General features: G+C 66.2%; 21 protein-coding genes and 1 tRNA gene. 9 read left to right on the top strand and 13 right to left on the bottom strand.

The genetic code is table 11. The annotated features are described in order from the left end of the window. Nucleotides 1–10: 10 nt before the first annotated feature. The 4 genes from VVR41_RS01965 to VVR41_RS01950 are packed head-to-tail and all read left to right on the top strand — an operon-like array spanning nt 11 to nt 3,341. Complete coding sequence (locus tag VVR41_RS01965) at nt 11–853, top strand: glycosyltransferase (protein WP_368523388.1); 843 nt, start codon at nt 11–13, stop codon at nt 851–853. Between the two features lie 13 nt (nt 854–866). Further along, the gene (locus VVR41_RS01960; RefSeq protein WP_368523387.1) at nt 867–1,565 is read left to right on the top strand and encodes a glycosyltransferase family 2 protein; all 699 of its coding nucleotides are present in this window, start codon (nt 867–869) and stop codon (nt 1,563–1,565) included. Beyond that, a complete protein-coding gene (locus VVR41_RS01955) occupies nt 1,562–1,903 on the top strand; it encodes a DUF2304 domain-containing protein (protein ID WP_368523386.1) in 342 nt (113 codons plus the stop codon). The genes VVR41_RS01960 and VVR41_RS01955 overlap by 4 nt, the downstream gene beginning before the upstream one ends. A gap of 16 nt (nt 1,904–1,919) precedes the next feature. Further along, a complete protein-coding gene (locus VVR41_RS01950) occupies nt 1,920–3,341 on the top strand; it encodes an amidase family protein (RefSeq protein WP_368523385.1) in 1,422 nt (473 codons plus the stop codon). Between the two features lie 28 nt (nt 3,342–3,369). Here the strand turns inward: VVR41_RS01950 and VVR41_RS01945 are convergent, their stop codons facing one another. Further along, nucleotides 3,370–4,215 carry a GDSL-type esterase/lipase family protein gene (locus VVR41_RS01945; protein WP_368523384.1) on the bottom strand — a complete coding sequence of 282 codons (846 nt, stop codon included), beginning with the start codon at nt 4,213–4,215 and terminating at the stop codon, nt 3,370–3,372. Between the two features lie 295 nt (nt 4,216–4,510). Here VVR41_RS01945 and VVR41_RS01940 point away from each other — a divergent pair, with 295 nt between their 5' ends. Together VVR41_RS01940 and VVR41_RS01935 are read left to right on the top strand one after the other, a co-directional pair. After that, nucleotides 4,511–6,178 (top strand): AMP-binding protein, encoded by a 1,668-nt coding sequence (locus VVR41_RS01940; protein ID WP_368523383.1) that lies wholly within the window; start codon nt 4,511–4,513, stop codon nt 6,176–6,178. A gap of 5 nt (nt 6,179–6,183) precedes the next feature. Then, nucleotides 6,184–6,639: a DUF4442 domain-containing protein gene (locus VVR41_RS01935; protein ID WP_368523382.1), complete on the top strand. Its 456-nt coding sequence runs from the start codon at nt 6,184–6,186 to the stop codon at nt 6,637–6,639. A gap of 53 nt (nt 6,640–6,692) precedes the next feature. Here VVR41_RS01935 and VVR41_RS01930 read toward each other — a convergent pair. Together VVR41_RS01930 and VVR41_RS01925 are read right to left on the bottom strand one after the other, a co-directional pair. Continuing rightward, nucleotides 6,693–6,768 (bottom strand) — tRNA-Thr (locus VVR41_RS01930). 80 nt (nt 6,769–6,848) lie between these two features. Next, nucleotides 6,849–8,048, bottom strand: coding sequence for a DNA polymerase III subunit delta' (locus VVR41_RS01925; protein WP_368523381.1), 1,200 nt, complete (start codon nt 8,046–8,048; stop codon nt 6,849–6,851). Nucleotides 8,049–8,105: 57 nt separating this feature from the next. Here VVR41_RS01925 and VVR41_RS01920 point away from each other — a divergent pair, with 57 nt between their 5' ends. Next, nucleotides 8,106–9,632, top strand: a complete 1,527-nt coding sequence (locus tag VVR41_RS01920) for an adenylate/guanylate cyclase domain-containing protein (RefSeq protein ID WP_368523380.1) — start codon at nt 8,106–8,108, stop codon at nt 9,630–9,632. A gap of 63 nt (nt 9,633–9,695) precedes the next feature. Here the strand turns inward: VVR41_RS01920 and VVR41_RS01915 are convergent, their stop codons facing one another. Beyond that, nucleotides 9,696–11,105 (bottom strand): ATP-binding protein, encoded by a 1,410-nt coding sequence (locus VVR41_RS01915; RefSeq protein WP_368523510.1) that lies wholly within the window; start codon nt 11,103–11,105, stop codon nt 9,696–9,698. 192 nt (nt 11,106–11,297) lie between these two features. Further along, nucleotides 11,298–14,195: a type I DNA topoisomerase gene (topA, locus tag VVR41_RS01910; RefSeq protein ID WP_368523379.1), complete on the bottom strand. Its 2,898-nt coding sequence runs from the start codon at nt 14,193–14,195 to the stop codon at nt 11,298–11,300. Between the two features lie 263 nt (nt 14,196–14,458). Here topA and VVR41_RS01905 point away from each other — a divergent pair, with 263 nt between their 5' ends. Continuing rightward, nucleotides 14,459–15,085 carry a DedA family protein gene (locus VVR41_RS01905; protein WP_368523378.1) on the top strand — a complete coding sequence of 209 codons (627 nt, stop codon included), beginning with the start codon at nt 14,459–14,461 and terminating at the stop codon, nt 15,083–15,085. A 191-nt stretch (nt 15,086–15,276) separates the two neighbouring features. Here the strand turns inward: VVR41_RS01905 and VVR41_RS01900 are convergent, their stop codons facing one another. After that, complete coding sequence (locus tag VVR41_RS01900) at nt 15,277–15,480, bottom strand: cold-shock protein (protein ID WP_321101422.1); 204 nt, start codon at nt 15,478–15,480, stop codon at nt 15,277–15,279. A gap of 211 nt (nt 15,481–15,691) precedes the next feature. Here VVR41_RS01900 and VVR41_RS01895 point away from each other — a divergent pair, with 211 nt between their 5' ends. Then, complete coding sequence (locus VVR41_RS01895; RefSeq protein ID WP_368523377.1) at nt 15,692–18,076, top strand: DEAD/DEAH box helicase; 2,385 nt, start codon at nt 15,692–15,694, stop codon at nt 18,074–18,076. Here the strand turns inward: VVR41_RS01895 and VVR41_RS01890 are convergent. The 7 genes from VVR41_RS01890 to ssd are packed head-to-tail and all read right to left on the bottom strand — an operon-like array spanning nt 18,073 to nt 22,419. Then, on the bottom strand, nt 18,073–18,393 hold the full coding sequence (locus VVR41_RS01890; protein ID WP_368523376.1) for an Rv3654c family TadE-like protein: 321 nt from the start codon (nt 18,391–18,393) through the stop codon (nt 18,073–18,075). The genes VVR41_RS01895 and VVR41_RS01890 overlap by 4 nt on opposite strands. Beyond that, the gene (locus VVR41_RS01885) at nt 18,393–18,686 is read right to left on the bottom strand and encodes a hypothetical protein (protein ID WP_321101428.1); all 294 of its coding nucleotides are present in this window, start codon (nt 18,684–18,686) and stop codon (nt 18,393–18,395) included. Before VVR41_RS01885 ends, VVR41_RS01890 begins: the two co-directional genes overlap by 1 nt. Further along, nucleotides 18,686–18,898 carry a DUF4244 domain-containing protein gene (locus tag VVR41_RS01880; protein ID WP_368523375.1) on the bottom strand — a complete coding sequence of 71 codons (213 nt, stop codon included), beginning with the start codon at nt 18,896–18,898 and terminating at the stop codon, nt 18,686–18,688. The genes VVR41_RS01885 and VVR41_RS01880 overlap by 1 nt, the downstream gene beginning before the upstream one ends. A 38-nt stretch (nt 18,899–18,936) precedes the next feature. Next, a complete protein-coding gene (locus tag VVR41_RS01875) occupies nt 18,937–19,506 on the bottom strand; it encodes a type II secretion system F family protein (protein ID WP_368523374.1) in 570 nt (189 codons plus the stop codon). Further along, entirely contained in the window at nt 19,503–20,273 is a 771-nt protein-coding gene (locus tag VVR41_RS01870) for a type II secretion system F family protein (protein WP_368523373.1), read from the bottom strand. The genes VVR41_RS01875 and VVR41_RS01870 overlap by 4 nt, the downstream gene beginning before the upstream one ends. Further along, nucleotides 20,270–21,373: a TadA family conjugal transfer-associated ATPase gene (locus VVR41_RS01865; RefSeq protein WP_368523372.1), complete on the bottom strand. Its 1,104-nt coding sequence runs from the start codon at nt 21,371–21,373 to the stop codon at nt 20,270–20,272. The genes VVR41_RS01870 and VVR41_RS01865 overlap by 4 nt, the downstream gene beginning before the upstream one ends. Next, a complete protein-coding gene (gene ssd, locus VVR41_RS01860) occupies nt 21,370–22,419 on the bottom strand; it encodes a septum site-determining protein Ssd (RefSeq protein WP_368523371.1) in 1,050 nt (349 codons plus the stop codon). The genes VVR41_RS01865 and ssd overlap by 4 nt, the downstream gene beginning before the upstream one ends. Nucleotides 22,420–22,565 lie beyond the last annotated feature (146 nt).

The raw sequence follows: 22,565 nt of genomic DNA, 5'->3' as shown, positions 1-22,565 counted from the left end.
GTAGGCCCTCGTGGCAACCGTTTCCGCTCTCATGTCCCTCTACCGCGGCACGCCGGCAGCTGAGCTGGTCTCCGCGCTCGACTCTCTGCTGGGCCAGACCCGCCCCGCCGACGAGATCGTGCTCGTCTACGACGGCCCGGTCGCCGAGGACGTCGACGAGGTGGTGCGCGGCTACGTCGAGAACAACCCCGGCGTCGTCCGCGTTGTTAACTGCGAGGTCAACCGCGGACTCGGCCCGGCGCTGCAGTCCGGGTTGAAGACGATTTCATCCGACTACGTCGCCCGCCTCGACACCGACGACATCGCAGCACCCGAGCGCCTGGCGGTACAGCTGGCCTACCTCGAATCCCATCCGGACATCGCAGCTCTGGGCACCGCGGTGGCCGAGTTCGCCGAGGAATCCGAGCTCGGCGGTGCGCCCGAAAGCGAGCTGCGCGTGCGCGCCCTGCCCGAGACACACGAGGAGATCGCTCGCTACGCACGCATCAACTCGCCGCTGAACCACCCCTCCGTCATGCTGCGCACCGCGGACGTTCTCGCCGTCGGCGGGTACGCAGGCGTGCACTTTATGGAGGACTACGACCTGTGGGCCAGGCTCATCGCCGCCGGGAAGAAGCTGCACAACCTGCCCGAGCCGCTGACCTATTTCCGCGTCAGTCCCGCGCAGTTTGAGCGGCGCACCGGCCGGGACATGTTCGCGGCCGAGCGACAGATGCAGGCCAACCTTGTCTCCTACGGGCTCGTCAGCCCCGCCCGCGCCCGAGTGAACTTTGCCGTGCGCTCCGCCTACCGTCTCTTGCCCAAGGCAGTGTTAGGGCGCGTGTACGCCAAACTTTTCCACCGCGAGGGGTAACCTAAGCGCTGTTATGGAGGCGACGCAGGATTTCCGGGATACGTGGCTGATCATCCCCTGTTATAACGAGGGCCCAGTGATCCAGTCCGTCATCGAGCACGCCCGGCAAACCTTCCCCAACATCGTCGCCGTCAATGACGGATCCACCGACGACTCTGCAGCGGCCATCCACGCGGGCGGGGCATACCTGGTCAACCACCCCGTCAATCTGGGCCAGGGGGCTGCCATCCAGACCGGTGTGGAGTTCGCCCGGGCCCAGCCCGGCGCGCGCTACTTTGTCACCTTCGACGCCGACGGCCAGCACCAGGTCAAAGACGTCGTGCGGATGGTGCACCGCCTGCGCACGGAGCCGCTCGACATCGTGGTGGGCACCCGCTTCGCCGGCCAGGACAACTCCCAGGTGCCGTGGATCAAGCGGGTCGTGTTGAAGACCGTCGTGTTGTTCTCGCCGCGCACGCGCAGACTCGGGCTTTCCGACGCCCACAATGGCCTGCGCGCCTTCACCAAGAAAGTCGCCGACGAGATGAACATCCGCATGAACGGGATGTCGCACGCCTCCGAGATCGTCACCATGATCGACAACTTCTCCTGGCGCGTGGCGGAGGAACCCGTGGACATCCTGTACACGGAGTACTCCATGAGCAAGGGCCAGTCGCTGATCAACGGCGTGAACATCCTGGCCGACGGGATCGTCGCAAGGAGGCTGCCGTGATCCAGATTCTTCTGCTGCTGGCCGCAATGGCGCTGGTCGCGTTCTTTTTCTCCAATCGTCGTAAAGCGAACGCGAAGGCGTGGGTAAAGATCGGCTTTGTCGGCCTCGTCCTCGCCGCCGTGTGGGCCATCCTGCGCCCCGACGACGTCACCGTGCTAGCCAACTGGCTCGGCGTCGACCGCGGCACCGACCTGATGCTCTACGTCCTCATCGTGGCGTTCTTCTTCACCACGATGTCCACGTGGACGCGCTTCCGCGAGCAGGAGCTGCGCTACGCCCGCCTGGCGCGCGCCGTGGCCCTGCAGAACACCGTTTCCCCGGAGCAAACGCAGCGCTGATTGTAGGCTCGGGGTCATGGAGCATTCATCAGCCCACCCCGAACTCGCATTCGCCAGCGCCACCGAGATCGCCCGGCGCACCCGGTCCGGCGAGCTAAGCGCGATCGACGTCACGAGGTTCTTCCTCGCCCGCATCGAAGCGATCAACCCCTCGCTCAACGCGTTTACCCGCGTCCTGCACAACGAGGCGATCGCGGCCGCGCACGCGCTGGACCTGCTGCCCGCCGAGGAGCGCGGCCCGCTGCACGGGGTGCCCGTTGGAATCAAAGCGGAGATCAAGGTCCGTGGCACGGTGACGCACTACGGCAGCGCCGCCTACATCACCCCCTCGCGCCGCGACGCAGAGGTCGTGCGCAGGCTTCGCGACGCCGGCGCCATCATCATCGGGCAAACCGCCATGCCCGAGTTTGGCATCTGGCCGTTTACGGAATCTGCGGCCTACGGCTACACCCGTAACCCGTGGTCGCTCGACCACTCCCCCGCCGGTTCCTCGGGTGGCTCGGCCGCTGCCGTGGCCTCTGGAATGGTGCCCGTTGCCATGGGTGGTGACGGCGGCGGATCCATCCGGCTTCCCGCGGCGTGGTGTGGGTTGTTCGGGCTCAAGCCGCAGCGCGGCCGCGTGACCACGGCTCCCGACGCCAGACTCTGGGGCGCGCTCGGCACCCTCGGCCCGCTCACCCGCACCGTCGAAGACTCCCGCCTGGTCTACGACGTCATCGCGGGCCCGACCAGCGGCGTCGACGAGTTCACCGCCGGGGCTTACGTCGCGCCGAAGGACGGGCCGCTGCGCATCGCGTGGTCAACCACCGGGCCGCTGTTTTCCCGCGCCGACCGAGAAACCCGGCGCGCCGTCGAGGAGACGGCACGGATGCTCGAGGAGCTCGGCCACAGCGTGACCCGCATTGACTTCTCCTACCCGCGCGCGCTGTCGACGGCGTTCGTGCCGCAGTACCTCGACGGGTTCGGCAGCTCGGCCGCCCGGGCAGAAAAACCTAGCATGGTGGAAAGCCGCACCCGCCACGCGCGGTGGATCGGTGCGATAACTCGCCTGAGTGCCCCGCGGACCGTGCGCGCCGCACGCGAGCGGGGCGCCCAGGTCGCGCGCGAAATCAACGCCGAGCTGTTTGAGCGCCCCGGCGCGTTCGACCTTTTCCTCACCCCTGTCGCGCCCCACTCGGCCTTAAAGATCGGTCAGCTCGATGGCCTCGGCTACCTGCGCGCAGCCTGGAAGGCCAACCGCGTGGCGGGGTTCACCACGCCGTGGAACGTCACCGGCAACCCCGCCGCGTCCGTGCCCGCCGGCTTCGACGCCAACGGCCTGCCCCTGGGCGTGCAGATCGTGGGCCCGCCCAACGGCGAGCAGTTGATTTTCCAGGCGGCCGCGCAGCTGCAGGAGGCGCGCGCATGGAACGAGACCTACCCGCGGGTGGCGGAGTAGGCCTCAGTTGGGGTTTGCCAGGTAGCGCTTAGGACGCCGCGATGACGTTGGCCACGTGCTGGTGGCCGCGCTGGTTGACGTGGATGGGCAGGTTGCCCGGGCCACCATAGAAGTCGACAAGTCCGGCCCACATGCGCTGGCTGTCCGGGGCGCACATGTTGTTGTTCCAGGTCGACGGCTTCAGGTCGAGGAACTCCGTTCCCGTGGCGCGGGCTGCATCGACCTGCATCCACTGCGCCTGGTTTTCCCACTTCTGCACCTGCGGGAAGGGGGTGTAATCGGAGGCGTTCGGGAACACGTGGAACAGGCACACGCGGTCGCCGGCGGTGACCTTCGGGTAGCCGACGAACTGGATGCGCGCGTTCGGCGCGGCGGCGCGGATCTTGGCAACCTGCGGGATCATGTAGTTCACAAAGTCGCGGCGGATGTCGGCGTCTGGGCGGCCCTCGTTGTTGTATGTGTCGTTGAAGCCGGTGGAGATGATCACGCGTGCGGTGTTGCGGTTGAGTCCGCCGTCGCGAAGCGCGCGATCGACCTGGGAGAACAACTGCGGTCCCTGCGAGATCGTGGTGGTGCCGGAGCAGGAGTAGTCCCACGCGGGCAGCCCGAGCTGGCCGGCAGCCAGGCGACCCCAGTTGGTCGGGCTCTGCGGACACCAGGTGTTGATGTTGGAGGAGCCGCGCGAGTCGAGCCCGAGCTTGCCGCCGAGCCACTGCGGGGCGTTGGGGTCGGAGACCACGGAGTCGCCGAAGATCACCATGTTGCGCTCCTGCGCCTGCGCCTGCGGGGCGACGGTGGCGGAGATGCCGCCGAGTGTTGCAAGCACCGCGGCGCCGAGTGCCGCCGCTGAACGTCGAATGCGGGTGAGTGTCATTGTGCGAAAACCTCGTTTAGTTTCGGTGTGATCTCGTCTGATCTGCTGCCGGGCGCGGGGTGGCCGTCTAACCGTTATAACGGCGGCCTGCCTCGCCAACGTTACAAAACGTTACAAAACCGTGTCCGCGAAGAGAAGCGGACCGATGCCACTTTTGTCACTCTAGTCCCTTATGCAACTCTGTTTGGTGGAATGAAATACTTTCCCTTAACGAACCGATAATGTGAGCGCACCGAAAGCGCAGAATCCGAGCGCGTTCCCACACGTCCCCGTGCCCGCCGCGGAAAGGAACACTATGTCACCATTGTCTCCCCTCCAGCGCGTCGTCTTTACGGCCCGCTCCGCTGCCCAGTTCCTTACTGCCGCGGCGCGCGCCGACCTGCTCGGCAACGAGGGAAGCCCCCGCTCAGCGCTGCTCACGCTGCCTACCCTCGCCCGCTACCGGTTCACCACCGCCCGCGAAATTGAGCAGGCCGCCCACACGGTGCCCGACCGCAATGCGCTTATCGACGACAACGGGGTCCTGTCCTACCGAGACCTCGCCACCCAGGCCAAGACGGTCGCCCGCCGCCTGCTCGCCATCAAGCGCGAGCGCGGCCTGGACACCCTGCGCATCGGCGTCATGGCACGCAATGGCCGCGGCATCATTATCCCGATGGCTGCCAAGGGCTACGCCGGCGCGGAGCTTTTCCTGCTCAACGTCGGCTCCTCTCCCGAGCAGCTCGACGGCATCTTCAAAGAGAACAACATCAACGTGCTGTTCATCGACGACGAATTCGCCGACCGCTTCCCGGAAGACATGGGCTCCATCACGACGATTTGGGCCCACACCAGCGACAACCACGGTGAAGACCTCACCCTCGACCGCATGATTCGCGGCGGCGCTGCCAGCTTGCCGGCGCTTCCGACCTTCCCCCAGCACGGCAACATCGTGCTGATGTCCTCGGGCACCACGGGCATCCCGAAGGGCATCCTGCGCCCGGAACCGGTCTTTCCCATGGTCGTCGGTGGCTACCTTTCCGCCGTTCCGTGGCGCGCCGGACTGAACGTGCAATGCACCGCGTCGATGTTCCACACTTGGGGTTGGTCGGCAGTCAACCTCGTCTTCGCCACCCGCAGCACCGTGGTCACAACCCGCCACTTCGACCCGGAAAAGGCCTTCCGCCAGGTACGGGACTACCGCTGCGAAGGCATGGTGTCCTCACCGATCTTCTTCAAGCAGATGCTCGACCTGCCCAACAACGACACTTGGGACACCTCCTCACTGGAGTTCATCGCCTCCGCAGGCAACGCGCTGACGCCGCTTCTGGTCGAGCGCACCATCGAACGCTTCGGCCCCATCTTGGCCAACTACTACGGCTCGACCGAACTCGCCCTCGCTGCCTGCGCCAACGCCGAGACCGTGGCGAAGAAACTAACAGCCGTCGGCAAAGTTCCGCCGGGAACCGTGCTGCGGCTTTACGACGACAACGGCAACGAAGTACCCCACGGCGAGGTTGGCCGCATCTTCCTCACCAACGAAACCGCGCTGAAGGGGTATTCCAACCCCGACACCGAGATCGTGCGCATCAACGGTCTCATCCAGATCGGCGACCTCGGTTACTTCGACGAAGACGGCGACCTGCACGTCCTGTCGCGCAACGACGACATGATCATCGTCGGCGGGGAGAACGTCCACCCGCAGTCCGTTACCGAGGTCCTCGAGCGCATGCCCGGTGTCTTCGAAGTCCACTCCGGTGGTGTTGACGACGAGCACACCTTTAAGCGCATCGCCGTGTGGGTCGTGCGCACCGACGACGAAACCGGCCGCACCGTCACTGCCGACGCCGTCCGCACATGGGTCCGCGACAACCTTGCCGACCACTCCATCCCGCGGGACGTGAACTTCGTCGACTCCCTGCCCCGCAATGCCACGGGCAAGGTTGTCCCGCGCAACCTGCCACCCTCAACCCGAGAGGACTAAGCACCATGCGTTTTACGCCCGGACAACTGCGCCGCTTCATGCGCTTGTGGCCGCCGTTTCTCGGGGCCGGCATCAAGGTCGTTGAGTTCGCCGACGATGGCTCCCGCGTCGTCGTCGCGCACAAGGTTTCCCCGCTAACCCGCAACGCCGTCGGCACCGCCTTCGGCGGCACCATCATGGCTATGACGGACCCGTTTTTCATGCTCGCCTCGATGGTGCGCCTCGGCCGCGACTACACGGTGTGGGACACCGCCGGCCAAGTGGAGTTTCTCAAACCCGGAAAAGGCACCATCACCGCGACGATGGAAATCCCGGACGAAACCTACGAGCTCATCAAGGCCAAAACTGCCGACGGCTCGAAGTACCGCCACTGGTTCGACGCGGAAGTCGTGGACGAAGACGGCGACACCGTCGCCCGCGTGCGCCGGCAGGTCTACTACCGCAGAAAACCCGGCCGCTAGAGCCCGCGCAGCAGTAAACCCCAGTCCGGACAGATGCCAGGCTGGGGTTTTAGTGGAGCCACCTGCGAGAATCGAACTCGCGACCTTCTCATTACGAGTGAGATGCTCTACCGACTGAGCTAAGGTGGCCGGAAAAGTACAGATACTGCATACTGCACAGTCCGCGCAACAGCTTAACCCAGGGGTACGGCAGTTGTGAAACCGGCAGGTTATTTCACGTTGCAGGCTTTTCTGATCCGACCGATCATCCCGTTGAAGGCAATCGTCGGCTGCACGTTCATACCCAGGCTCTCACGGCACGCCGTGATCGCATCGTGGCAGGCAACGAGGCCCGGCATGTCCACACGCCCAGCGATCTCAGCGCTTAGGCCCTCGAAGTCGGGGTGGGTCAGGGCAACGCCCGCGCCGCTGCGCAGCACCATCGCATCGCGGTAGACGCCGGCGAGGTCAACGAGGGTGAGGTCGAGCACGTCGCGGTTGCGCCGGGTGCTGCGCTTCGACTGGTCTTTCTCCAGCTCCTTCATCCGGGCCTCGTTGCCCCGTAGCGCCTTGGCGGCACCTTTGCCTTTGGCCCCCGCGCCGAGCGACTGCGCCAGGGCGTCGCGCTCACGCTCGTCGGCCTCAGCATAGGCGGAGACCGACTCCTTCTTCGCCGCCGCAATCAACGAGCTAACAGCCTGGAATGCCTGGTCCCCGTGGAAGACGAGCTCCGCCAGGTTGATCGCCCGAGCGCGACGCGCCTGCGCGTCCGGATTCTTCACCAACAGGCGTGCGCGCCCGATGTGGCGCAGCGACGTTGCGGCAGCCAGTGCGGCGTCGTGATCCGACGCGCCCTCCTCCTCGGTGAGGATGCGCACGATCTCCTCGTGCGACGGCGAAGGGATGTAGAGGTGCCGGCAGCGCGAACGCAAAGTCTGTGAAAAGTCCTGCGGGTCCGTCGACGGCGCAGACAAGATGATCACCGTCTTGGCTGGGGGCTCCTCCAGCGTTTTAAGGAAGGCGTCGGCAGCCTGTTGGTTGAACCGGTCAGCGTCGTCGATGATGATGACGCGCCAGCGAGCGACCGTGGGCATGCGCGCGGCATCTCGAACAATCTCGCGCATCTCATCGACCTGGATGATCGACTGCTTCGGCACCACGTGGACAATGTCGGTGTGGGCATCCGCGAACGCGTCGCGGCACCCCTCGCACTGCCCGCAACCGATCTCGTCGGGGTTGGTACATACCAGTGCCGCGGCGAAGCACACCGCAGCCGTGGATCGGCCGGCGCCGGGCGGGCCCGTCAGCAACCAGGAATGCGTCATCGCGCGCGGATCTCCCTGACCGCGCGCGGCTGCTGCGGCGGCCATGATGGTCTCGCGCACCCGCGGGGTGTCGGCAAGCCGTGCGCTCACACTCCTGTTTGTCACACCAGCTACCCTACTTGTTCCCCCGACACGTCTGCGCCCCCATTAAAGTAATGGGACATGGAGAGAATCTGGCGCGGACTGAAGTGGCTGTGGGGAACATCCTGGCCGCTGTACGCCGCAATAGTTCTGGGCACCAACGTGGCCGGAGCACTTGCGATCATGCTGTTCGTGCGATTCCTCATCCCCGTGGCGGAGGCAGATTCGCTGACCCTGACCGGCAGCGACATGGGCATTGTCGGCATTGCCTACTTCATCGTGGCCGTCGTTGTCGGCGCCGTGGTGACATTCCTGCTGTTCCGGCCTGTCTTGGACTGGCAGCGCAACCCGGACGGGCACGACCCGAATATGGTGCGCAACTTGGTCATGCGCATCCCCGGTTTGCAGACCTCAATTGTGGTGGTGGTGTGGATGTTCGGCATTGCCATCGCCAGCGCCACCGCGTCGCGCGTGAGTCCGCGCCTAGCAGTCGTCGTATCCGTATCCACGATTATGGCCTGCATGATCGTGGCGATCCTTACCTACGTCCAAGCAGCGCGCCTCGTCCGACCCGTCGCCGCCAGTGCGCTGGCGCGCCGTTTCGAGGATTCCACCCTTGAGCCGCCGATTGCTACCCGGCTTTTCGCCATCTGGTTTATCACCACCGGCATGCCGCTGGTGGGCGTGCTGCTGCTGTACTGGGGTCAGCGGCACGACTTCTTCACCAACGAGCCCGGTGCGCTCATGCCCGCCGTCACAGCACTCGCCGTCACCGCGCTGGTGACCGGCATTATCGGCACTGTCTTCGCCATCATGAGCGTGGTCGATCCGATCAAGGAGCTGCAGGAGGCGATCAACCGCGTGCGCCGCGGCGAGTCGGATACGCAGGTGGACATTTACGACGGCTCCGAGATCGGCGTGCTACAGGCCGGTTTCAACGAGATGATGCGTGGTCTCAACGAGCGCCAGCGCGTGCGAGACATCTTCGGCCGCTACGTCGGCATCGAGGTCGCCCAGAAGGCGCTCGAGGAAAAGCCCGAGCTCGGCGGCGAGGACCGCAAGGTAGCTGTCGTCTTCGTCGACGTCATCGGCTCCACCACGTTCGCCGTCGACCACTCCCCGGAGGAGGTCGTCCAAGCGCTCAACGACTTCTTCGAAGTTGTCGTCGAGGTCGTCCACCGCAACAAGGGTGTGATCAACAAGTTCGAGGGCGACGCCGCCCTCGCCGTCTTCGGCGCGCCTATCGCGCTTCACGACGCCACCTCGCACGCCCTCCAAGCCGCCCGCGAACTGCGCGAGCAGCTCCGCGGCCTGCAGCTGCAGGCTGGCGTTGGCGTCGCCTCCGGCCACGTTGTGGCAGGCCACATCGGCGGCTCCGACCGCTTCGAGTACACCGTCATCGGCGACGCCGTCAACGCCGCGGCGCGCCTGACGGAGCTAGCTAAGGACACCCCGGGCCAGGTCCTGACCAACGCAGCGACGCTCAGCGCCGCCAACGAGGTGGAGCAGCAGCGCTGGACGCTCATGAAGTCGATCGAGCTGCGCGGACGCAACCGCATGACGCAGCTCGCCCGGCCGGTCCGCGCCACGCTGGCGGACCGGTATTAGCTCCCATCATTCTTCACAACAGACTTCACAATTGCGATGTTAGTTGTGAAGTTACACGATTGGTCATTTCCGCAGGCGATAGCGTTGTTTTGGACTGCGAGAGGGCTCCGTACGCTCGACGATTCCTTCTCCTACAAGCTCGTTTAAGGAGTTTAGGACTGACGAACGACTCAGCTTTGTCAAGGAAACAAGTTCAGCGGTCGAAGCAGAAGTCATGGATTCTAGGTGACTTTGAACTACATCGCGTGCGGTTCCGTAGCGTTCTTTCGGAGCGACTCGGCGCCGAAAGAAGGTAACAGTAAAGTTGTTGAGCGTGTTGCTATAGACAGGCTCAGGCATCAGCGCCTTGGCTAATGCATTTCGCATAGTGTCTATTCCGGTTCCGCGGTTTTCTGCTACGACGCCCCCACTCGGGAAACGGACGTCCTCCAGCAAAGTGGCTATCCTTTGGTTCCTTGTGGAACTAACCCCTGGCAGTCCCAAGTTATTTACAGTAACTCCACCATAAAGGCCTCCCGGGCTCGAGATTTCCAGTCTGTCCACGAACATATTGATCTGGACTGGACTCCCTAGGGAGTACGGCGAATAGTCCCTGTGCATTAGAGCATTCACAACAGCTTCACGCACCGCCACCTCGGGATAATCGGGAATATCCCGCCGAAATGCCCCTTCGATCATGGCCCCTGTCCTCATATTGCGTTTCACCACAGTCAAAGCTCGAGAAACAAGCTCAGGGATGTTCCCCGTGATCGTTTCAGAGTCCAAGAGACGGTGTCCTTCGGTGATCTCGCCCTTGCGCGTCCCCGGGAAGAGAGCGAACGTGACCGAAAGTCGGGGATAAAACTCTTGAGGATATTCACCCATAACAAGCAGAGCCGCGAGGGTCGGAGAACTCTCCCTTGCCAGACGTAGACGGCGAAGAGCAGCATGTGTTCCCTGTGCGAACGTTTTTGGCCGCCGCTCCTCCTGCAAATGCAAGTACTCCGCCAACATCCGCTCATCTAAGTCCGACATTGTTGACTCAGCAACTGGATCCTCGTCCCACTTTGGCTGAGCCTTCTCCTCGAGAAGTCGATCCACCTCATAATTCGACAATCGAGTATCTCCATCGCCGGTGCGGATATAACTCCCGCGGTAGAGCCCCTGGTCCGTTACATAACACGGCTTGTCTCTACTTACGAGTTCCCTCACTTCGGCAACTAGCAACACGGCATCCTCAAAGGGAATCAGGTCAATGTCGGGCCTTACTGGTGGCGTCAGCTGAGCACAGCGTTGTTCCAACTTGTCCTGCGCTCGGACTGCTTCAAAACTGGGAACTGGGGTAAACCCGTTCGACTCACTCAATCCAACGATCAGGATTCCACCGTTGGCGTTCGAGAACGCGCTGAGAGTCTCCCTTACGTCTTTCCCAATGTCGCTCTTGACCTCGATGCCCTGCTTGTCAGTACCAATAATCCGTAGGTCACCGATCATTTTCTCTAGCTCAGCAAACTCCACCAGCGCCTCCAAAAAGGTAACTTCACACCCATCTTCACATCAATCATATTTGTTGTGATGTTGAGTGCAAAGATGCGTGCAAAGCTATTCCGCGCGGAGCTCCACGGCATCTGCACCAGTGCGGGAAGTAGCAGATGCTGCCAACGGCGATGCGCTGGGAATGCCAGACTACTTCTTCCTCGCGCGCACGACGCGCTTGGTGGTTTTCGCCGGCTTCTTCACTGCCTTTTTCGCGGTCTTCTTCGCCGGCTTCTTCACTGCCTTTTTGGTGGCCTTTTTCGCAGCCCCGCCGCCGTCCTCGGCCTCTCGGGCACGGCGCGCAGACAGCAGCTCGTTGGCGCGCTGGTCCGTCATCGTCTCCGGGGTGTCACCGCGCTGCAGGGACGCGTTGGTCACGCCGTCGGTGACGTACGGGCCGAAGCGGCCGTCCTTGATGCTCATCGGCTTGCCGGAAACGTCGTTGTCGCCCAGCATCTTCAGCGGCGGCTTCGCGGCGGCACGACCGCGGCGCTTCGGCTCGGCGTAGATGCGGCGCGCCTCGTCGAGAGTGATGTCGAAGATTTGCTCCTCGCTCGCCAGCGAGCGCGAATCGTTGCCCTTCTTCAGGTACGGGCCGTAGCGGCCGTTCTGGGCTGTGATGACCTCGTTGTCTGCCGGGTCGACTCCAACCTCGCGCGGCAGTGACAGCAGCTTGAGGGCCTCGTCAAGGGTGACGCTCGACGGCTCCATAGAGCTGAATAGGGAGGCGGTGCCGGGCTTGAGTTGCTCGTCGACAAGCTCCGCGATGCGCTTTTCCTTCTGCGCCGCCGCGGTCTTGGTCTCCCAGTTCTTTGCCCGCTTGCCTTCCTCGGCGCGCTGCTTATCCTCGGCGGCGCGCTCCTCGGCGACGATCTGCTCAGCGCGGGCCTCTGCGTGCTCGCGCTCGTCGTCACGCACCAGCTCGGTGACGTAAGGGCCGAAGCGGCCTTCCTTCGCCACCACGGTGCGCCCGTTCGCCGGGTTCTCCCCCAGCTCGCGGCCGCTGCGCGGCGTGGCGAAGAGCTTCTCCGCCATCTCGAGCGTGATCTCGTCCGGGGTGGCGGACTCCGGAAGGTTGGCGCGCTGGTAGTCCGGCTCACCCTCAGCCGTCGTACCCACGACGCGCTCGATGTAGGGGCCGTAGCGGCCCACGCGGACGTAGACGGGGCGGTTGTCGGCGTCGTCGAAAAGCTTGAGCGAGTTGGCCTCGCGGGCGTCGATGTTTTCGAGGTTCGCCTCGATCATGTGCTTGAGCCCGCCGCGGCGCGCCACGGCCTCGGCCATGCTGTCGTCCGCGTCGGCGTCGCCGAAGTAGAACCCCGTCAGCCACTCCGTGCGGTTCTCGTTGCCGTGGGCGATCTCGTCGAGCTCGTCCTCCATGGAGGAGGTGAAGTCGTAGTCGACGAGCGCGTCGAAGTTGTTTTCCAGCAGCCCGACGACGGAGAACGCGACCCACGTCGGAACGAGCGCGTTGCCACGGGCGGCGACGTAGCCGCGGTCCTGGATGGTCTTGATGATCGACGCGTACGTCGACGGGCGACCGATGCCCAGGTCCTCCATCTTCTTGACCAGGCTGGCCTCCGTATAGCGCGCCGGCGGCTTCGTGGTGTGGCCGTCCGCCGAGATCTCGCGGGCGGTGAGCTCGTCGCCCTCGCTCAGGCGCGGCAGGTGCGTCTCGGTGTCGGTCGAGTCGGAGTACGCCCGCAGCCAGCCCGGGAAGGTGATCGTGCGGCCGGTCGCGGCAAATTCCGCGCGCTCGCCGCTTGTCGACGTCCCCGCGACCGTCACCTTCATCGACGTCCCCTTGACGTCATTCATCTGCGAAGCAACAGTGCGCTGCCAGATGAGCTCGTAGAGCTTGAACTCCTCCGCGTCGAGCGACCCCGCAAGCTGGCCGGGGGTGGCGAAGCGCTCGCCCGCCGGGCGGATCGCCTCGTGCGCCTCCTGGGAGTTTTTCACCTTGCGGTCGTACACGCGTGGCGAGGAGCTCACATAGTCCGACCCGTAGAGCTCACTGGCGGCCATGCGCGCGGCGTCGAGGCCCTGCTTCGACAGCGACGTCGAGTCCGTACGCATGTAGGTGATGTGGCCGTTTTCGTAGAGGCGCTGGGCGATGCGCATGGTGCGCGCAGACGTGAAGTGGAGCTTGCGGCCCGCCTCCTGTTGCAGCGTCGAGGTCATAAACGGCGGGAAGGGGCGGCGCGAGTACGGCTTCTCCTCCACCTTGTCCACGTGCATCTGCGCGCCGTCGAGACCGGCGGCGAGCGCCTCGGCAGCGGCCTGGTCCACGACGTAGACCTCGGCGGAGGTCACCTGTCCGCGGTCGTCGAAGTCGCGGCCCTGGGCGACGCGCTTGCCGTCGACGCCGACGAGCTTCGCCTCGAACTCCTCGCCCTTGGTAACCGGGTTGAGGGTGGCGGTGAGGTCCCAGTACTCGGCGGGGACGAACGCCATGCGCTCGCGCTCACGCTCGACGATCACGCGGGTGGCCACCGATTGCACACGGCCTGCCGACAGGCGCGGCATGACCTTCTTCCACAGCACCGGAGAGACCTCGTAGCCGTAGAGGCGGTCGAGGATGCGGCGGGTCTCCTGCGCGTCGACCAGGCCCATGTCCAGCTCGCGGGTGGACTCGGCGGCCTCGCGGATCGCAGACTCGGTGATCTCGTTGAACACCATGCGCTCGACTGGGACCTTCGGCTTGAGCGTCTCTAGCAAGTGCCAGGCGATCGCTTCGCCCTCGCGGTCGGGGTCTGTGGCCAGCAGCAGCTTGTCGGACTTTTTCAGCTTGTCCTTTAGATCCGAGACCTTCTTCTTCTTGTCCGGGCTCACCACATAGATCGGGGAGAAACCCTCGTCCGGGTTCACACCCAGCTTCGCCCAGGCTTCCTTCTTATACTTCGCGGGGATGTCCGCGGCCCGGCCGGGAAGATCGCGAATGTGGCCGACCGAGGCTTCGACGATGTAGTCGTTGCCCAGGTACTTCTGGATCTTCTTCGCCTTCGTCGCCGACTCCACGATGACGAGGGTCTTGCCGTTATCCGCCACGCTGAGTGACACCTCTCTTCTCGGTCCGATCTGCGCCTTATATTAAGGACGCATCCGTGACGCCACCTTGGAGGCGGTGTGAATAACAGTGTCGCGGTTGGTCGCGGTGTATCGCGCAGAAAGTAAAACTCTCTTATTCTTATCAGACAACTATCACGCCCAGCCCCGCTATTGAAAATATGCTCCCCGCTGTAGGCGTCACTACACTCCTAAAACTGGCCACGGACCACCCTGCAGCTCGCCCGGAAGGAGCACTACAAGCAGTGATCGAGTCGTTGATCCATTTCCTCGAGCAGCTCACGCAGATGCCGATCTTCTACCCGCTGGTCGCCCTGCTCATCATCGGCGACGCCCTCGCCCCGGTCGTGCCGTCCGAGTCCGTGCTCAACCTCGCCGGGGCGTTCAGCGCCTCGCGCGGGGTACCCAACGTCTGGGGTGTCATCGCCGCGGCCATCATCGGCGCCATTATTGGCGACAACATCTGCTTCCGCCTGGGCAAGCGCCTGATCAAGGTCGTCGACCGGCTCGATCCAAAATCGAAGGCCGGGGTTTCGATCGCCTGGGTACGCCGCAACATGAACCGCGGCGCAGGCGCGACCATCATCGTCGCACGCTTTCTGCCCTGGGCGCGGTGGGTGGCCACGATCGTCCTCGGCTCCGTCGGCTACAGCTGGCTCGCCTTTTTCATCTACGACACCATCGGCGTGGTTATCTGGGCCTTCCTCGGCGTCGGCGTGGGCTACCTCGGCGGCGCGCTGTTTGCCGACTACCCACTGTTGGCCATGGTCGTCGGCGTCCTGCTCGGCTCCCTGGTCGGCTTGGCCATCCAGAAGCTGCAGGGCCGCTTGTTCGACTGGAACGACGTGCGCCGCGGGGTCTCGGCGGTCTGAGTAGGGCCGCAGCGCTTTACGTTAAGAACACAAGGCTAAGAATCCACGGATACGCCAGGAAACGCCGTTTTCTTAGCCTTGTGTTCTTAACCTGAGCAGACGGCACCCCAGCCCTGAACTCCACCGCACATCCCCGCAGCGCGAAAAAGCCCTCTCCCGAAGGAGAGGGCTTGATGCGTTAGAGCGCTGAATTAGATAGCGCGGACGTCCTGGGCCTGCGGGCCCTTGGTGCCGTCGCCAACCTCGAACTCAACCTGCTGGTTCTCCTCGAGGGTGCGGAAGCCGGAGCCCTTGATCTCGGAGTAGTGGACGAAGACGTCAGCAGAGCCGTCGTCCGGAGCGATGAAGCCGAAGCCCTTTTCAGCGTTGAACCACTTGACAGTTCCTGTAGCCATGGATGTACCTTTCAAAAAATTACTGGCAACGAACGGTCTTTCGTTCACCAGGTCTGAAAGGACCTGATGCCCGCGTAACAAAAACTTCACGAGCACCTGCATAGGCGCGCACAGAATCTGCGACCACTGATGATTGTGCCACGAATGCCGCACAATGAGTAGGCGGATGGCATAATTCATTCTTTTGAGGTCCCAACCGGGGGTGAAACACTTGTCCAACATTTCCGGGACATCGGGCGCGCTGGGTGCCGAACTCCTCGAAGCGCTCCGCAGCCGCTTCCCTACCTCCCGCATCACTCACACCCAGCACGTCGACGCCACGGCCTCGCAGTGGACGCCGTGGCCCGAGTGGGTGGACCCCGGCCTGCGCGCCACGCTTGTCGACGCCGGCATCGCACACCTCTACTCCCACCAGGCCCGCACCGCCGAGCTCGCCTGGTCAGGCCGCGACGTCGTCGTTGCCACCGGCACTTCCTCGGGTAAATCGTTGGGCTACCAGCTCCCGGTCCTCACCGCGCTTGCCGACGACCCCGCCGCCTGCGCGCTCTACCTCACCCCGACCAAGGCGCTGGGTTCCGATCAGCTCCACGCTGTCAGCCGTCTCGCAGGTCCCGGGGTGCGCCCCGCGCCTTACGACGGCGACACTCCCACTGAGGCCCGCTCCGCCATCCGCGACGAAAGCCGCTTCATCTTCACCAACCCGGACATGATCCACGCTGGCATCCTGCCCAACCACGCCCGCTGGGCGCGCCTGTTCAGGCGCCTGCGGTTCATCGTTGTGGACGAGTGTCACACCTACCGCGGAGTCTTCGGTGCAAATGTGGCCCTGACGCTGCGCCGTCTTCTGCGCCTTGCCGCGCACTACGGTGCCTCCCCCACGCTCATCTTCGCCTCCGCGACGGCTGCGGACCCCGCCGGGCAGGCGTCGCGGCTGTGTGGCCGGGCCGTCACCGCAGTCACCGAGGACGGTGCCCCCACCGGGGCACGCACCATCGTGTTGTGGGAGCCCGGCTTCATCGAGGGCGCCGAGGGAGAAAACGGCGCACCGGTGCGCCGCGCCGCGACAACCGAGGCCGCCGCCATCATGGCGAGTTTGGTCTCGCAGGGCGCTCGCACGCTCACGTTTGTCCGCTCCCGGCGCGCCGCCGAGGTCGTGGCGATGCGCGCCCAGGAAGACTTGGTGGTGGCCGGCCGCGCCGACTTCGCGCAGCGCATCGCCTCCTACCGGGCCGGTTACCTCGCCGAAGATCGGCGCCGGTTGGAGCGTGCCCTGGACGAGGGCGAGCTCGTCGGCATGGCCACCACTAATGCGCTCGAGCTCGGCATCGACGTCGGTGGACTCGATGCAGTGGTCATGGCCGGTTTCCCCGGCACGGTCGCGTCGTTTCGCCAGCAGATCGGCCGGGCGGGCCGGCGCGGCCAGGAGTCCCTCGCAGTGCTGGTGGCCCGCGATGAGCCGATGGACACCTACCTGGTCAACCACCCGGACGCGCTGCTGGGAAAACCGGTCGAATCCAGTGTGTTCAATCCCTCCAACCCGTACATCCTGCGCGGGCACGTCTATTGCGCGGCGGTGGAGCACCCCCTTTCCGCGGCCGATGTCGAGGCGTTCACTGCCCACGAGGTCGTAGCAGAGTTGGAGCGCGAGGGTTTCCTGCGGCGGCGCCCGCGCGGCTGGTTCGCCGTTCCGCAGCTCGAGGGCGAGCTCAGCCCCGAAACCGCTCACGCCGGTGTGACGCTGCGCGGCGGGTCGGGCTCCGAGGTGATGATCGTGGACGTGTCCGACGGCAGGTTGCTGGGCACCATCGACGCGGCGCGCGCGATGAGCCAGGTGCACGACGGCGCGGTGTACATCCACCAGGGCGAGCATTACGTCATCGAGGAGCTCCACCTCGACGACTACCTCGCCCTCGCCCGCCCGGAGCTGCCGGATTATTCGACGCAGGCTCGCTCGACCACCGAGATCACCAACCTCGGCGAAGCCTCGGCGCGCGCCAATCCCTCGCCCGGTCTGTGGGTGGCCAATGTCGGTGTGGAGGTCATCGACCGGGTGACGGGGTACGTCGTCAGGCTGAGCGACGGCACCGTGTCCGAGCACATTCCCCTCGACCTGCCGGAGCAACGCTTAATGACGCGCGCCGTGGCCTACACCGTCGATCCCCTCGTCCTCGAGGAGCTGGGGATCGCTGCCGGGGACATACCCGGAGCACTGCACGCGGCCGAGCACGCCGCCATCGGCCTGCTGCCCCTGCTGGCCACGTGCGACCGCTGGGACATCGGCGGAGTATCCACCGCGCTGCACCAGGACACGCTCCTGCCAACGGTGTTCGTCTACGACGGCCACCCAGGTGGTGCAGGCTTTGCCGACGAGGGCTTCGCCCGTTTCCCCGAGTGGATCGCGGCGACGTACGAGGCCGTGAAGTCGTGCGCATGTGAATCGGGCTGCCCCTCGTGCGTGCAGTCGCCGAAGTGCGGCAACGGCAACCAGCCGCTGAACAAGCAGGCCGCACTGGTCCTGCTCGGCGCGCTGGTCACCATGACGGCCGCCGCCTCCTGGCCACCAACGCACGAGGGCACACCCCGTAGCACGCCCTAGAGCGGGCCAGCCCTGGCAGTGGACTCGCCGCGGCCGAATCGAACGGTCACCGTGACATCCGGCGCGCGTTCGGAGCACTCCTGTACTGCACCGCCGTTGGCCTGCGCGGTCTCCTCTGCGGCCCGGCACGGGTCCGACCCCGCGTAGAGCGCGAACGCCCCGGCCACTGCAGCGAGGTCCGCAGCGACGCGGGCGCGGTGGGAGTCCACCACCTTTGTCCCGAGGGCGGCGACGACGAGCAGCAGACTGACCACCGCGGCGATGATGCCCGCGCAGACGACGGTGGCGTACCCGTCGTCGTCGCGCAGGCGGCGCATCAGCGGTACTCCACCGGGTAGATTGCGGTGGCGCGGACCTCGACGACGGGGCCGGGCACGGTGGCGGTGACCGTGACCTGGCCGGCCGCCTCCGACACGCTCACGCTGCCGCGCGGCGGGTCGAAGTCCACCCCGATGGCATGCGAGCGCGCGGCTGCGCCCGCGATGTCCACCGCCGCGATGTAGGCGGCCATGGTCGCGATCGCCCCGACGATGGCGGCGGCCACCGTGACAAGCACCGTCAGCGATAGCGCCGCTTCGACGGTGACGGAGCCGGTGTCGTCGCGAAGCATTAGCCCGGCGTGTTGCTCAGCGCGTCGGTGATGACCCCTTCAATGGCGGAGACGACGCTGTTGCCGTTGACCACCATGTAGAGGACCCCGGCGAGGGCGGCCGCGGCCAAGCTGCCAAAGGCGTATTCGATGGTGGACATCCCCCGGTCATTGGACAGCGCCGCGAGGCGCGCCGAGAGATAGGACGTGACGTTGAAAGTAAGGCGTGACATGGGACATTCTCCTGTCTGATTGGGTGGGTTCGGGTGTGTCAGGTGAGTCTTCCCGCGAGCCCGACGACTACGGGTGCGAGGCCGAGGACGAAAAAGGCGGGCAGGAAGAATGCGGTCAAGGGAATGGCGATGAGAACTCCGGCGCGTTCCGCTTTGGCGGTGGCGTCGTCGGCGGCGTCGTCGCGAAGCCGAGCGGCGATGCGCTCGCACCCCGCGGCCGCTGCCGCTCCAGAGGCGCCGGACAAGGCAATCAGGTCGGCCACGTCCGCGCCTCCCGGTAGGTCGCGCAGGTCGGACCAGGCGCGCTGGGGTTCGGCCCCCAGCGCGCTGAGCGCGGCCACGGTGCGCCACACCTCGGCGGTTGTGCCTTCCTCCTCGGCGTAGGACTCGGCCACAGCGGACGCGGCATGCGCGGCCGGCAGCCCGGCGCGCAGGCACGCGGCGAGTAGCTCGATGTCGCCCGCCGTACGGAGGCGGTCCGGGCGGTGGCCGGTGCGCCGCCCGGGCCCGGCACGAGGTTCCTTGGTCTCGGCCACGCGCCCGGCTGCGCCCGCTGCGGGGACGGCACACGCGGCGGCGAGCATCACCAGGGAAAGAGCAAGACTCATGCGGCTGCCCTCGCAATAATGCGCTGGCAGGCGAGGAATCCAGCGCACACCAGTGCGGTTCCCACCACCAACAGCCACCCGCCGGGGCCGCGCCCCAGCAGGATGGACAGCGGCTCGGCCCCCATCGCGGTACCCATGGCCACCCCGGTTGCAGGTAGGGCGGCGAGGACGACCGCGGTCGTTTTCGGCCCGGCGAGCGCGGCCTCGGTCGCGGCGCGGTGGCGCCGGGCGTGGTCGAGCCTGTCGCGCGCACCGGCGAGGAGGTCGGCGATGGGGACGCCGCGCGAGCTGGACAGCGCCCACAGCGCACCGACCTCACGAAGCTCGGGGCTCACCGCGCCGCGCAGGACGCTCTCGGCCGGCACCCCGGACACCACCGCGGCGGTTGCGCGCGCAATGTCCGTGCGGAAGCTGGCGGGCGCACCATCCGGCAGGTGGCCAGCGGCCCGCTCCACTGCCCCGGCGAGGGTGGATCCGGCCTTGAGGTTGGTCACCACGTGCCCGAGGAAGACCGCAGTCGCCTCGGTGCGCTGGCGGGACGCCCGAGCTTGACGACGCCGCGCCAGAGCATAAACCACCGTGGCACCTGCGGCACAGGCAGACAGGACGATAGCGACGCGGTCGACCGCGATCACACCGATCGTCGCAGCCGCCGTGAGCAGCGGAATCCAGGCGGGCGAGAGCGTCCGACCCCGCGCTGTGTCGACCCGGCCGCGGGGTGCGGGCGCACCGAGGGCAGCCGCGCAAGCGAGCAGGATCGGAGTCACGGCGCGTCCTCCCAGACCAGTTCCACCGTCACGGGATTGCCGGTGAGCGCGGCAACCTGGTGGACGCGGCGGGTCCCGTCGCCACGCCGCTTGACCACGATGACGTAGTCCACGGCGGCAGCGAGCTGAGAGTGCAGCCCGGCGCGGTCCAGCCCACCGAGGGCGGCCAGGGCCTCCATGCGCGCCGGGACCTCCCGGACAGAGTTGGCGTGCAGCGTGCCCGCGCCGCCGTCGTGGCCGGTGTTGAGGGCAGCGAGGAGGTCGACGACCTCGGCACCGCGGATCTCTCCCACTACGAGGCGGTCGGGGCGCATGCGCAGTGCTTGGCGCACGAGGTCTGCAATCGAAATCATGCCTGCCCCTTCCGCGTTATTTCCGCGGGTGGTGAGGTTGAGCACGTGCGGATGCGCCGGCGCGAGCTCAACCGTGTCCTCGATCGCGATGATGCGCTCGGCCGGGTCCGCCGCGGCGAGCAGCGCCGACAGCAGAGTCGTCTTGCCCGCCCCTGTGCCGCCGACGACCAGGAATGACGAGGGCTCGGCGACGATGCGGCGCAGCAATCCCGCACAGTCGCTGGCGATGGAGCCGGCTGCTTCCAACTGGTCCAGGGTGGTGGTGTTGCCGCGCAGCACGCGCAGGGAGATGCACGTGCCCTGCTGGGCGGTCGGCGCGAGCACGGCGTGGAAGCGGAGGATGGAGCCGTCGGGACGGCGGATGTGGCCGTCGCAGTACGGTTGGGCGTCGTCAAGCCTGCGCCCGCATCCGGCGGCCAGGCGCACCGCGAGCCGGCGGACCTCCGCGTCGGAGGCGAAGCGCAGCTCACTCGCCTCGAGCCCGCGCCCCCGGTCAACGTAGATCGCGTCGGGCCCGTTGACACACACGTCGGTGACGTCCGCGCCGGACAGCACAGCCTCCAGGGGACCAGCCCCGGCGGTGTTGTCGCGCAGGGTGCGCATGATCGACAGCACGTCGACATCGCTGATCACCACTGCTTCCTCCCGCACAATGGCGGCGAGTCGCGCCGGGTCGGGCTCGGTCTGCTCGTCTGCGAGTCGGCGCTGGACCCGCTCGAGAATGTCGCCTACCGCGTGCGCGCTCACAGCCCTGCCTCGCTCAGGATCTGGCGCGCAGCGTTAGCGAGGGTACGCGGCAGCCGAGTGGGCAGGCCCGCCACCTCGACGGTGCGGGTCAACCGCCCAGCCTGGCGGATCTCGGCGATCACGGGGGCGCGGACGATGCGTTCTGCCTCCTCGCGGTCCAGCGACGACCAGCCGCGGTGGCGCAGGGCGACAGCTGTGGTGGCACCCCCTGCCGCCAGCTCAGCGACGACGCGCGCGGCGGCAGCCACCCCACGCACCTCCGCGGGAGTCACAACCACCACGAGATCGCACCCGGACGGCACCAAGTTGACCGGCGCGTCCACCACTGTCAGGCCCGCCCCGGCCACGGCGGCCACGAGACGCTCGACGTCGTGACGGCCCACCACGAACGGGTCCGCAATCGTGGTGCGGGCGTGAGTGAGCACCGCGATCCCGTCAGCGCTGGAGGGCAGCGCGCGGCGCACGTCGGCGCGGTCCACCGCACCCTCCCCCACGACGATCTCGCCCCAACGCGCGCCGATTTCATCTTCGATGCCGAGGAGGAAGTCGAGTCCGCCGGAGTAGCGGTGGGCGTCGATAAGCGTCGGCTCACGCTCGCTCCCGGCGGCCCGGCAGATGGTGGCGGCGAGGGTCGAAGTGCCCACCCCGCCGGCGGCGCCGACAACGGCAATGACCGCCTCGGCACCGCGCGATGCGGGCAACGCAGAGCGCAGCGACCCAACCGCGCGCAGCAGCTCTCCCGCCTGCGCAGGCAGGACGAAGGAGGCCGCGGCCTGCGGGAACCGGGCGTGCTGGTCGGCGATGGTGGCGACGTCTCCGCCGAGGAGGAACACCCCAGCCCGGGCGGGGAGGTCGGAGGCGGCGGTGGCGAAGGGGGCGTCGAGAAGCACGGCGTGGGCGCGGGCAAAGTGGCGGCGCAAGGTTTCCGGGCTGTCCGCGTCGACAACTGGACGGCCGGTCGCGGCGGCAGCCTGCAGCGCCTCCGGGTGGAGGGCGGGGTCGTCGACCGCGATGAGCAGCGGGCCGGAAAGCGTCGAGGTGTCCATGCCTGACACCTTCGCCCGCACACACGGCTCACTCAACGGGGCCGGGCGCACCTTGTGGACAACCCCCGAAATAGGTGACGCGCCAACAGTCACACTGTGGACAAAATCTCGGGGCAGCGCGCCGAGAGCATAAAAGACGGCCCGCG

Source organism: Corynebacterium sp. LK2510 (assembly GCF_040946405.1).
Lineage (GTDB): Bacteria > Actinomycetota > Actinomycetes > Mycobacteriales > Mycobacteriaceae > Corynebacterium.
Note: the sequence above shows the minus strand (reverse complement) of the source record. Positions and strands in the feature narration are given on the sequence as shown.